Below are 11,865 nucleotides of genomic sequence, written 5' to 3'. Positions count from 1 at the left end.
ATCCCATGCATTCAGTATTTAATCCAGCCATTACAGATACAAAAGTGTCAAAGTTAGTCTCAAATTTCATCAAAATTATTAGTTCAGCCATCAACACTCAGCGAATCTCTATAAGCGCTCTCTTATTACTTATCCCCACCCCCGCCTTCGCTTTTAGTGCTGCGGGCTCGACGGCAACGGCATTTATCATCTTAGTCTTAGGTGGCTTTACATTATTGAACCTGATATTGAATGCCCTGTTCTTTTTCGCCGGTAAATATCAGAGTCAACGCTTCAGCAAAATCCATACCCTATGCTCACTCATTATTCCATTAATCGCATTAGCCCTTACTGTGATGGATCACAGAGGCTTTGCCGATATAGCCTTCAATATAGGCTTAATTATCGTCGCCATTGCCCTGGCACTGCTTCCACTTCAACTCACCCTTAATGGACGAGCTCCGACGCCATACGGCCCGATGATTTTATCCCTTGGCGCCTTCCTGTTTCTCGCCATTGCCTACCTTATCCCTCCGGTGGCACTGTTTGCCGCCTTGGTTGCTCATGTGGCGCTGCAGAGCCAACCCGACACCAAGGCCCGTATCATCTCATTTTCAGCCTTAATCATCGGCTACCCATTGATGGCTTATTGGCTATATCAAACCCTGCAGATGTTTACCTCATAGTCGCTATAGTGACAATACTATTCTTAAATAATAGCGATGAATAATGGCGTTAAGTAATAGCGATACGCTCGACGCTTTAATCAATCAGATCTCTGCCTGTCAACTTTGTCGGGCAGAGCTTCCCTACCCGCCGAAACCGATCATTCAAGTTAGTGCAGACGCAAAAATTCTTATCGCAGGACAAGCCCCGGGACAAAAGGCCCATGAGCAGGGGTTACCTTTTAAGGATGTCAGTGGTGACAGACTCAGGAGTTGGCTCGGTGTAACAAGCTCACAATTTTACGACCCAAATTTATTTGCCATTTTGCCTATGGGATTTTGTTTCCCGGGCAATATCATTCGAAACGGAAAAAAAGCCGGCGATAAGCCTCCGATACCCCTATGTGCCAAGAGTTGGCGACAAGCGATATTGAGTCATTTAGATAAAGTCGAGCTAACAGTGATCCTTGGGCAGTACGCTATCGACTATCATCTGGATAACGATACTCCTGATTCAGACAAGTGCTCAAAAAAGTCCTCCAAGATCTCAGTTACATCAGCGGTGGCAAGCTGGAAGCAGTACTGGCCATCACAAATAGTCCTGCCCCACCCCAGCCCTCGAAATAATATCTGGCTTAAACGACACCCTGAATTTGAAACAGAGATCCTTCCTCAACTCAAACTCAGGGTTAAGAGCATCATAAGTTAGCTCTGAGATATCAACGCGTGACCTCATATTCAAGCCAGAGCAGGTAAAATCTCTTAAAATTTCGCAATAACTCACAAAAAACTCGCAGTTGGCTAAACTTAAGCATACCAGTTAATAAGATAAGGCCGCTTCGTGAGCGAATTGCCCGGTAAGACACTTCCTCCCTATCCTTACTCCTCTATTCTGAATCTTGAGATAGAGGAGATCGACTGGCAGCGTTGGCAGCGCTTAGTCAATACCGTCGCTGACATGTTTAATGCTCCTGCAACATTTATTAATCAGGCGAATCTGAAGGGCATTGAAGTCATCATTGCCTCAGAAAAGCCTGAGACCCATTATCACCCCGGAAGCAGCAATTTAAACAGTAATATCTATTGTCACCAAGTGGTTAAAAATCACTCCAAACTGTACGTCCGGGATGCTAAGTTAGATCCACAATGGAGTGATAACCCTGAATATACAGAAGATAATTATGTCTCATATCTTGGACTCCCCATCTCCTGGCCCGATGGTAGTGTGTTTGGCACACTTTGCGTATTAGACACTAAGGTAACCAATTACCCTCAAACCTACATCAATGCCCTTGGGGTAATAAAAGAGGTGGTAGATAGCGATCTACGTCATCTGTATAAAGAGAACCAACTACTCACGCTGAGCTATACGGATCCACTCACGCAAGTTTTCAATCGTCGCGGTTTTAGCGACCTGCTGCGAAGTACACAGGAGCTGGCTCATCGACTGAACCGAAAACTCATCTTACTCTACTTCGATCTCGATGAGTTCAAGCATGCCAACGACACCTTCGGCCATGATATCGGCGACATCATGCTTAAAACGTTTGCCAAAACACTCAAAAAAAATAGCCGTAGCTGTGATCTCGTTGCCAGATGGGGAGGAGATGAGTTTATCGTGTTGATCCATGCAGAGAGTGAGAGCTGTGTAAATCTGTTTACCAATAGAATGAACGACCTATTAACGGAGCAAAACCTGCAACCGGAGATCAAGTACTCCTATGGATATGCGGTGATAAACCCTGATGAAAAAATGGAATTAGAAGATCTACTCAAAATTGCAGATGATTATATGTATCAAAATAAACTAAATAAAAAGTGATCCCCGATGCCAAGAGACTGAATAATACCGCTTGATACGTTTCAAACATTATATGCCGTCACTCTTCCAGCATAAGCTTCGACAACGCCGCCACTTTACTGCATTATCGGTTGAAATTAGTAAGATAACAGGGATAAAATAACGCTAAATCGGATCAGCTATAGATGGAACTTATATCGTGGCCTCACCTCTTCGTAACACTTTTCTCGTACTTTTTATCGGCTCAATTTTAATGGCTTGCGGTGGCGGCGGGGCCAACTCGCAAACGACAACAACGCCGGAGAAATCGAGTACACATGAATTTCGAGCCGACGTAATAAACTTAATTTCGTCCCCCGATACCGCCCGGTTAAACAGCAAAGTAGACCTGTTTTATAAGAACGCAGGAATTGATGAAGTTGAGATAGCGTCAAACCTCGATTACCAACAAAAGAAGAGTACATCAAGCTTCGGCTGGAAGGGCTTGCCTAAGGCTAATCTAATTTTCACCATCAAGGATTCATATAACAATCAATCTGTGTTATCGACAACGACCATGGAGTTTAACTCAGCACAACCGAATTTTTTCCTGCTAGCAATGGGCAAGACCTCTGGTTTAGAGAAGAGAACACTACATAGGATCAATAAACTCGATGGCGCGCTAAACAGCTACCGATTCACCCATGCCAATGCTCTAGACCCTCGCAGTGTAGATATCTACGATGTAGATACCAAGCAGGCGTTAGTATTGAACCTGAGCTTCAACCACACATCGGGCGTACACGTCTATGACGAAGGCTTAGCTGAAACCTCTGTCATCGTGATCCCTTCAGGTACACAACCCAGCTTCAGCAACACCTCAAACTATCTGGTTCAAACATCACTCTCTCACCTCGGGAGTAATCACCTGAACGTGCTTATTGCAAACCCGGATTCACCATCGATCTGGTCGCTAAAACAGTATTCTGAATAGCTCCATCCCGGAGCTGAGAGGACCCTATCTATTTCATTCTATACCGAGTCTGACTTGAAGAATGAAAGAAGGGCGGCTGCCCGATTCACCTCCCACAGATCTGTCCCGCATCGGGTCACTCCCGCAAAAAAGATCACATTGAATGGCTCTCAACAATAAAATGCCTTAAGCTGACAAAAATTTATGGGAGCTCCTCATCTTGTACTTTCTTGACTCAAGTTTGGCACAGCAGATTGTCGTTCGCACGATGAAAATAATTGCCCATAATATCAATGTCATGAACCACCACGGCATTATTTTAGGCTCAGGTGATCCCCACAGAATAGGGGCAACCCATGAGGGCGCCCTGCTCGCCATCAGTCAAAATCGTACCGTCGAGATCACGGCAGCGACCGCTTCAGATCTGCACGGCGTCAAGGCAGGTATTAACCTCCCGTTGCATTATAAAGGTGAGATCATAGGTGTTATCGGTATAACCGGCGAGCCTGAATGCCTGCGCAGCTATGGCGAACTCCTAAAGATGACTGCCGAACTTATTGTCGAACAGGCTAACTCATTAGAATTGACACTGTGGCAATATAGACAGAAAGAGGAGTTTATTTTTCAACTGATCAAATCTGAAAATGGTTTTAGCACTCATCTTCTGGACTGGGCGGCTCAACTGGGAATAGATCTGAGCGAACCCCGTGTGGCCGCCGTTATTCAAGTGCAGGGAGATACGGAGCAAACCTCAGCAAACTCAATACTCAAGAAAGTGCTTAATCTATTGGAAAATCCTTCACGCGGTAACTTAGTGGCCATGACTTCAATGACAGAGTTAGTCATTTTAAAGCCCGCCTTTCTCGATGGTAAACAATGGGATCCCGAACTGGAGAGCCTTCGTATCGATAAGTTACTGACGCGCATTCCAAAAGAGATGAATGTCAGGCTTAAAATTGCCTTGGGTCACTTCTTTCCCAATGCGGCCGATATCAGCCGCTCCTACCAAACAGCCAAAGAGACACTCGATGCCGGCAAGCTGCTACGTCCGGACGAAAGTAAGTATCTTTATGAGGATTTTTCACTGTTAGTTCTGCTCTCCGGGCTAAAAGGTGATTGGCGTGGTCAGGAGTTGACTACACCTTATCAAGCCCTGCTCAACGCCGATAAGAATGGTCAACTGAATAAGACCTTATCAGTCTACTTACAACACTTTGGCGATCAGCAACTCTGCGCTAATACCCTGTTCATCCATAGGAACACCTTAAGATATAGGCTAGAGAAGATTCAGCAGATCACCGGCGTTAATATTCAGGAGCTGGACGGATTATTGCAGCTTTATTTAGGCCAGGTGCTGGTAGCCACCCGGCCCGTCTGAGCACCGATGTTTTAACAATTCGATGCTCTGATTGCTAAGCGTTATTTAGGTAACGACAATTGATGAGCGGAGATAAATCCATCCATCACCTTCTGCGCCCTGGCCTGAACACTTGTTAGAGAGTCAGTAGGTGTCATCGCTTCCACAACTTCGTAGTAACACTTAATCTTGGGCTCGGTACCGGAGGGCCTGACAATAACCCGCGCTCCTCCCTCCAGTTGATAGATGAGCACATCGCTGGCTGGCAAGGCGATAGACTCGGTGTGACCATCCTCGAACCAGCGCAGACCCGAGCTAATATCATCGGTCACCAGCACCTTCTTGCCCGCTATCGATAAAGGCGGGTTGTTACGCAGATAAGCACCAATATTGGGCGTTTCAGGTTTGAGAGCAATGCTCACCTGAGCATTAAGATGAAAACCGTGCTCGCGATATATCTCATCCAACCTATCCCAAATAGTTTGTCCTTTACTGGCAAGTTCGGCGGTCAGTTGAGCAAAAGCTACCAGTGCGGATAAGCCATCTTTATCCCAAACCATAGAGCCAACGGTATAACCCAGAGCCTCTTCATAGGCGAACAGGAAACGATTGTCATCGGTCTGCTCACTCATGCCTACATTAGTGAGCCATTTGAATCCTGTTAATGTTGTACGGCAGGTCGCATTGAAACTCGCGGCAACTTTGGATAACAGACTCGATGAGACGATAGTCGTGCAGGTCAATCTTTGACTTGAGGCTGCATGGGTAAGCAGATAATGACCCAGTAACACACCGACCTGATCGCCGGTTAACATCTGGTACTCTCCCTTTGCGGACTCATCTTTGCTCTCGTATTCGCCCTTGCGAACGGCGACGGCAAAGCGATCGGCATCGGGATCATTGGCACACGCGAGCAGGGTGTGATGTTTTTTTGCCTCGGCTATCACCCTATCCATCGCCCCTTTCTCTTCAGGGTTCGGGAACTTGACCGTAGGGAAGTCACCATCGGGTTCACGCTGTGTAGCAACCGAATACACTTGGGTCACCCCCGCATCCTTGAGCACAGTTTCCGCCATCTTTGCGCCTACGCCATGCATAGCCGTATATGAGAGGCTTACCAGATCCGGACGCGTATGATTCTGTAAAATTTCGGCTGTTCTTACCCCCTGACGGTAAGCTTCATAAAAATCAGCCTCGAGCATAGTTAAGCTGTTATCGGCTATCGTTTTTTCTAACTCCTGCATGACAATGGCTTGAGTGGCCGCCCTATCGATACAAGCCGCGATACCACTGTCATGGGGCGGGATGATCTGCGCCCCGTTGCCCCAATACACCTTGTAACCATTGTACTCGGGCGGATTATGACTGGCGGTCACCACAATTCCCGCCGCGGCGCCAAAATGAGTCACGCCAAAAGCGACGAGGGGGGTGGCCGCAACTTCAGAAGTCAAATAAACCTTAATGCCCATTGCCGTTAAAACGGCTGCGGCGTCATGGGCAAACTGTTTAGAGTCATGTCGTCCATCGTAACCAATGACGACTCCGCGGGTTTCGACATCACGAGTCTGATGTTTAAGGTACATGCCAAGCCCTGCCGAGGTCTGCTGTACGACCAAGCGGTTCATTCGCATCGGGCCCGCACCGACAACCCCTCTGAGACCCGCGGTACCAAACACTAACCGCCCAGAGAAGCGATGCCCCAGCTCGGTTTCATCATTTGCATCGATTAAACCTTGAAGCTCTTGCTTAGTGCGGGGATCGGGATCATTTTCGAGCCAATTCTTAATCTTAAACTTCAATTGCGTATCCATATTGCACTCCAGCTTTATCCAAGAGCATCGTCGCTCACCTCGCGACAACTACAAATGATTTTCATTTAGATTAATCCCGTCCAAGAATGAGGACAAGCATATTTGCATTAAATATAGAAAATGATCTGACGAAATGCCCACCCCTCCCTAAAAAACGCCCCCAAACTTCCGACATCAAGCAACATTGACAACAATAAGGTTAATTCAAGGATTATTCTTAAGGCGTTCATATGACACTCAATAAGTCTAGTCGGTATATCAGTCATTCATGATTATCAAGGTTCATAAATTGTCTTAATGATGATTGGTAAACAGATGGCGGGCAAAATGGCTCTCGAAGTCAAACAGGAATTAATCCGGTTTTCACTTTTCACTCTTGCGGATCTCATCATCGTCCGGCGAGTAACAGAAGTGATAAATCGTTTTAACCTGCTTCTCCTTTTTATCTACTTAGTGTTTTTCGGCCCTACCTTCCAGTAGGGCCATTTTTTATCGCATTAATGACCTTATCTCATGGAAGGAACATATGATGAACAGCTATCTATATCTGGCTATCGCAATTATCTCCGAGGTCATAGCAACCACCTTGCTCCCCATAACCATGGGATTTACCCGTATTCTGCCCTCGTTGGCTTGTGTTATTGGCTATGGAAGTGCATTTTATTTTCTCTCCCTTGCCACTGCCCATATCCCTACGGCCGTTGCCTATGCAATCTGGTGCGGTGCGGGCATAGTGTTGATCGCTCTAATTGGTGCACTGCAGGGCAACATGCCAAATCTGGATACGATCTTTGGTATGGTATTAATCATTATCGGTGTATCGCTGATTAATATGAATACCCCCTCGCTGCACTGATATTTAATACCAATTGCATTAAATAATGTAAAATGCGGTCGTCCCTCAGCAGCACAGATTGTTATCAATGAGCAAAAACCAAATAGAAAGCCACATTAAAGTGACCTCGTTAGCGTCGGACGCCGCAGCGTTATTGGCACTGGAATCCGGCTTATCGAAACAGTTAATCAAACAGGCCATGAATAAGGGGGCCGTCTGGTTAACGCGTGGCAAGCACACTCAAAGACTACGCCGCGCCAAGAGAGCGCTGAAAATTGGTGATGAACTCCATCTCTACTATAACCAAGAGGTACTCGAGCATGAAGTTGCCGACGCGGAGCTTATTGCTGACGAAGGGCAGTACAGCCTCTGGTATAAACCTTACGGCATGCTCTGCCAGGGTTCAAAATGGGGCGATCATACGACGATTAACCGTTACGCCGAGACCCATTTAGCCCCGGACCGTCCCGCGTTTATTATTCATAGATTAGACAGAGCCGCCACAGGGCTTGTGCTTATCGGTCACAGCAAGAAAACAACGGCAGCGTTAGCCAAGTTGTTTGAACTCAGGCTATTAGATAAATATTATCAGGTCATCGTTGAGGGGCATTTTTCAAATCATGGCGTCGATGAATTGGTGACTATCGATAGTGAAGTCGATGGCAAGCCTGCCCGTTCACATGCAAAGCAGCTCAAATATGATCCCGAGCAAAATCGTTCACTCGTGCAGGTAAAGATTGAATCCGGACGAAAACATCAGATCCGTATTCATATGGCGTCGATTGGTTACCCCGTAGTCGGAGACCGCCAGCACGGCATTGCCGATGAGTCAGAGGTAAACCTACAACTGACCTCCTGTTACCTTAAGTTTCCTTGTCCTATAACCGGCGAAGAGAAGGAGTTTGAGTTACCACAGAGGCTCAGGCCTGAGCTTTGACAATTTGTTTAATCAACGGCTTTACTGATGACTCGAACCTGAGATACAGACCAATATCAGCTGTATCTCTCCTCTATCCCCTCGAGTATGACCCAAGGTTGGGCACGCTCCTCATAGATAGCGATCTTAGGGCTAGGTAATTTAAGGCTCGAATGCTCCTCAAGAAAAGCCTGCTCATCGGCAAAGTTCCCCATAGGGATCACCACATCGGTAGCCGCACCGTCGAGAATGAACCACAAGGTTCCACCACAGTCGGGGCAAAAATGAAAACAGATCGACGAGCCACTGTCACCGATTCGGCGATAGCTTTTACTCCGCCCGACAAACTCAACACTTTCTACAGGAAATCTAACTTGAACACCAAAAGCACTGCCGGTACGTTTCTGACATGCGGTGCAGTGGCATACAGACACTCTTTTGGGCTCACCCATGGTAGTAAGAGATAACTGCCCACAGTTACAGCTGGCCGTTCTGACAAGCTTCCTATCGTCGATGGGATTTTGCATCATTCACTCCCTGAAAGTTAGATGTTGAATGTTAGTACTTACTTTTACGGGGTCACTAAGGCTATTGTTTACTAAGGCCGCGCTTAGCTATAGTCACGCTCAACTAGAGTCATACATATTTAGAGTCACAGTGCAGTGCACTTCACCTCAGCCTGTATCAAACAGGATTGGCTTCTAGGTACTCTCTCAGTTTCACCATGCCTTGGTCGATACTCACTAAGGGCGAATAACCCAGGTCTCTCTTCGCTGCCGAGATATCGAAGTAGTGACAGGTAGAGAGCTGCCTTGCGACAAAACGTGTCATCAAGGGCTCTTCTGTTTTGCCAAGCAGACCATAAATCGTTTCAAGAATCACACCGACAGCGTACGCCAGGTTAGCGGGTACTCGCTTATCGACTTCAGGCAGGTCGGCACAGGTCAATATCTTATTGAGCATGGCGGCCATAGTAATGGGCTCATCATTACTTAAGAAGTAGGCTCTGCCCGCAGCTGAGGATTGCTCTTCAGTCAGATTTAACGCCGCAAGAATATGTGCATAAGCAGCGTTGCCGACATAGATAGTATCGACAAGTTTATCTTCACGCCCCACCAACTTAAGCCGCCCTGCGCGAGCGCGTTCGATGACGCGAGGCACCAGGTGAGGATCTTCGGGCCCCCAGATAAGATGCGGCCTTAATGAGACCGTTTTTAGTTTGGATCCATTGGCATCAAGCACCATCTGCTCGGCAATCGCCTTCGACTCACCATAATAGTTGAGATACTTATCGGCATAGGGTGCCGTTTCATCGATCCCCGCCTCATCGGCGCCGGCAAAGGTAACGCTGGGGGTACTGGTATAGACCAGATATCCGATATTGAGCCGCTTACAGGCGTTAATGATATTGGCTGCACCATCGACATTGGGTGAGAAGTAGCTTTGCTTACAGCCCCACACCCCGGCTTTAGACGCGACATGAAACACCAGTTCGCAACCCTTCATCGCATCTATTACAGCAAGGTTATCGCTAATATCCCCCTGGATCATATTAACGCCCATGGCTGAAAGCTCAGGATAGGCGCCACGGGCAAAGCCGGTAACCTCAACGCCTGCCGCGATCAAACGCTGACAGATGGCCTTTCCCAGAAAACCTCCGGCCCCGGTGACAAAAGCCCGCTTAACCTGACCACTTAATTTTTTGAGCACCAATTGCTCATCAATATGGTAGTGCTCTAGAGCCATTTGCCTGTTAGAGACAGAGAGATTGCTGGCTGACATCTTAACTATTCCTTATGATTTTTCTGAGCCCAAACGGCCAATTTTTCACGGAAAATTTTTGCATTATGGCGAATATCGACAGGAAATTCAGGGTGGATAAGGAAACGCTTAATGCCGTGTGTCTGTGTATGCTTTTCGGCAATAGCATTCAGCTCTGCATAAAGCCCTGCACCGAGAGAGCATGACAGTGACTTGTTTAGCTCTAAACAGAGTAGAGGCACGACTTCCGGAACGCCCGATTGATCTTTAACTTCGATCCCCACTAACGCCGAACGTTTCACCTGCGGATGAGTATTAAAAATCCGCTCACAGGGAATAGAGAAATATCGGGCAGGCTCTCCCTTCACACTCTGACTTGTATCGACTCTGTGGGCCTTACGGCCACACATCCATAAATAACCTTCATCATCGAGATAACCTAAATCGCCCATACGATGGCGAATGGCGCTGCCATCGATTATCTTGGCCTGCTCGGTGGCGCTGTCTCGTCTGTAGTAGCTGCGACTGACCATAGGGCCTTTTACCACTATCTCACCAATTTCGCCCGGCTTTAACCTTAAATTCTCATTCCATTGTGTAATCGGCGCCTCGCTGATATCGATAATCGCGATATCTACCCCCTCTATGGGGCTTCCCACACAGATGCCGCCACCTGAGTCGGTAACCTCAGTTGTGGCAAACAGCGCCTGACTCCCCATCTTACTCAGAGGCAGAGATTCGGTTGCCCCATAGGAGTTAAGCACCTCGACGCCATCATTTAACATCTGACTAAAATGCTTAATCGAGGCAATGGTCGCCGGCGCGCCGGCAGAGATAACCCGTTTGATACTCGATAATTTATGTATCTGCGTTTGTGTTACACCCGCTTGGCCTAATCGTTCAATCAAGGCCGGATTGACGAACATATTAGAGCATTGATATTTCCCTATCGCGGCAAACAGATAATCCGGATTAGCGGTAATAGGCTTACTGGCATCCATTTCCGGCACAATTGAGGCCATACCAAGCGCCGGGCCAAACAGAGAAAACAGTGGGAAGGTCGCTAAGTCCCGTTCACCGGGGGCGATACCGTAATCATTCTTTAACGCAGTTATCTGCGCTTCAAACATCTTATGAGAATAAACCACGCCCTTTGGCGTGCCGGTACTGCCGCTGGTAAACAAGATTGCGGCCATCTCATCTTCATCGAGCCAAACCATCTCATAGGCGCTTCCAGATGAGGCTGATGTGACACCTTCCATCAAGGTATCCAGACTCACCCCACCCCATAATCCACAGCCGCCTACAGTCACAAGATGCTTAACCGAGTCTTTACCCCAGGAAAATAATCTTCTGGCCAGGTGCGCCTTAGGGATGGCGATAAATGCATCGGGCTGAGATTCGATAAAGCACTGCTTGAGATTCTTAACTCCCATTCCCGGATCCACAAGAATTGGAATAATCCCGGCTTTAAAGAGTGCGAAGGTCAGAGTGAAAAAGTCCAGGCTAGGTGTCACCATCAACACGGCTTTCATGCCACGTTTGATCCCATATGCATTTAAAGCATGGGCAAGCTTATCACTGAGACTATCGAGCTCGGCAAAGGTGAGCTCTTTATAATTTAGAGATGTAGCAGAAAATATTGAACCGGATGCGTGTTGTACCGCAACGGCAAGTTCTGTGGGGATATCTGAAGCGGCGTGATTGAGATGGCGGCAGAGATTAGCGCCGGGTTCACTGTTATTCACCTTTGAAGAGTGGCTGGCAGTTAAAGAGGCTGACATGTTC

Annotated in this window: 11 protein-coding genes; 7 read left to right on the top strand and 4 right to left on the bottom strand. The window is 47.3% G+C overall.

Annotation, left to right across the window (positions count from 1 at the left end; translation table 11 throughout):
• The first annotated feature begins 5 nt into the window (after positions 1-5).
• From SSED_RS07885 to SSED_RS07865, 5 genes are all read left to right on the top strand, one after another.
• Positions 6-665: a hypothetical protein gene (locus SSED_RS07885; RefSeq protein WP_012141869.1), complete on the top strand. Its 660-nt coding sequence runs from the start codon at positions 6-8 to the stop codon at positions 663-665.
• Between the two features lie 43 nt (positions 666-708).
• Positions 709-1,353 (top strand): uracil-DNA glycosylase family protein, encoded by a 645-nt coding sequence (locus SSED_RS07880; protein ID WP_012141868.1) that lies wholly within the window; start codon positions 709-711, stop codon positions 1,351-1,353.
• A gap of 132 nt (positions 1,354-1,485) precedes the next feature.
• A complete protein-coding gene (locus SSED_RS07875; protein WP_223295958.1) occupies positions 1,486-2,466 on the top strand; it encodes a sensor domain-containing diguanylate cyclase in 981 nt (326 codons plus the stop codon).
• Positions 2,467-2,644: 178 nt separating this feature from the next.
• Positions 2,645-3,418 (top strand): hypothetical protein, encoded by a 774-nt coding sequence (locus SSED_RS07870; protein WP_041421593.1) that lies wholly within the window; start codon positions 2,645-2,647, stop codon positions 3,416-3,418.
• A 199-nt stretch (positions 3,419-3,617) separates the two neighbouring features.
• Positions 3,618-4,775: a sugar diacid recognition domain-containing protein gene (locus SSED_RS07865; RefSeq protein ID WP_012141865.1), complete on the top strand. Its 1,158-nt coding sequence runs from the start codon at positions 3,618-3,620 to the stop codon at positions 4,773-4,775.
• Between the two features lie 41 nt (positions 4,776-4,816).
• On the opposite strand, the gene SSED_RS07860 is transcribed toward SSED_RS07865, so the two are convergent.
• Positions 4,817-6,565, bottom strand: coding sequence for a phospho-sugar mutase (locus SSED_RS07860; protein ID WP_012141864.1), 1,749 nt, complete (start codon positions 6,563-6,565; stop codon positions 4,817-4,819).
• A gap of 526 nt (positions 6,566-7,091) precedes the next feature.
• Here SSED_RS07860 and SSED_RS07850 point away from each other — a divergent pair.
• Together SSED_RS07850 and SSED_RS07845 are read left to right on the top strand one after the other, a co-directional pair.
• Positions 7,092-7,421 carry a DMT family transporter gene (locus SSED_RS07850; RefSeq protein WP_012141863.1) on the top strand — a complete coding sequence of 110 codons (330 nt, stop codon included), beginning with the start codon at positions 7,092-7,094 and terminating at the stop codon, positions 7,419-7,421.
• A gap of 67 nt (positions 7,422-7,488) precedes the next feature.
• Positions 7,489-8,337 (top strand): RluA family pseudouridine synthase, encoded by an 849-nt coding sequence (locus SSED_RS07845; RefSeq protein WP_012141862.1) that lies wholly within the window; start codon positions 7,489-7,491, stop codon positions 8,335-8,337.
• A 56-nt stretch (positions 8,338-8,393) separates the two neighbouring features.
• On the opposite strand, the gene SSED_RS07840 is transcribed toward SSED_RS07845, so the two are convergent.
• The 3 genes from SSED_RS07840 to oleC all read right to left on the bottom strand — a co-directional run bounded on the left by SSED_RS07840 (position 8,394) and on the right by oleC (position 11,861).
• A complete protein-coding gene (locus tag SSED_RS07840) occupies positions 8,394-8,846 on the bottom strand; it encodes a GFA family protein (protein WP_223295957.1) in 453 nt (150 codons plus the stop codon).
• Between the two features lie 154 nt (positions 8,847-9,000).
• The gene (oleD, locus tag SSED_RS07835) at positions 9,001-10,098 is read right to left on the bottom strand and encodes a 2-alkyl-3-oxoalkanoate reductase (protein WP_012141860.1); all 1,098 of its coding nucleotides are present in this window, start codon (positions 10,096-10,098) and stop codon (positions 9,001-9,003) included.
• Positions 10,099-10,103: 5 nt separating this feature from the next.
• Positions 10,104-11,861, bottom strand: a complete 1,758-nt coding sequence (oleC, locus tag SSED_RS07830) for an olefin beta-lactone synthetase (RefSeq protein WP_012141859.1) — start codon at positions 11,859-11,861, stop codon at positions 10,104-10,106.
• Between the last annotated feature and the right edge of the window lie 4 nt (positions 11,862-11,865).

The organism is Shewanella sediminis HAW-EB3 (genome assembly GCF_000018025.1).
GTDB classification, from domain to species: Bacteria; Pseudomonadota; Gammaproteobacteria; order Enterobacterales; family Shewanellaceae; genus Shewanella; species Shewanella sediminis.
This window is presented reverse-complemented; position numbering and strand designations above follow the sequence as displayed.

Excerpts from the sequence above, each read along its gene's own strand:
- SSED_RS07885 (WP_012141869.1), top strand. The coding sequence starts at position 6 with ATGCATTCAGTATTTAATCCAGCCATTACAGATACAAAAGTGTCAAAG.
- SSED_RS07880 (WP_012141868.1), top strand. The coding sequence starts at position 709 with ATGGCGTTAAGTAATAGCGATACGCTCGACGCTTTAATCAATCAGATC.
- SSED_RS07860 (WP_012141864.1), bottom strand. The coding sequence starts at position 6,565 with ATGGATACGCAATTGAAGTTTAAGATTAAGAATTGGCTCGAAAATGAT.
- SSED_RS07850 (WP_012141863.1), top strand. The coding sequence starts at position 7,092 with ATGATGAACAGCTATCTATATCTGGCTATCGCAATTATCTCCGAGGTC.
- SSED_RS07845 (WP_012141862.1), top strand. The coding sequence starts at position 7,489 with ATGAGCAAAAACCAAATAGAAAGCCACATTAAAGTGACCTCGTTAGCG.
- SSED_RS07840 (WP_223295957.1), bottom strand. The coding sequence starts at position 8,846 with ATGATGCAAAATCCCATCGACGATAGGAAGCTTGTCAGAACGGCCAGC.
- oleD (WP_012141860.1), bottom strand. The coding sequence starts at position 10,098 with ATGTCAGCCAGCAATCTCTCTGTCTCTAACAGGCAAATGGCTCTAGAG.
- oleC (WP_012141859.1), bottom strand. The coding sequence starts at position 11,861 with ATGTCAGCCTCTTTAACTGCCAGCCACTCTTCAAAGGTGAATAACAGT.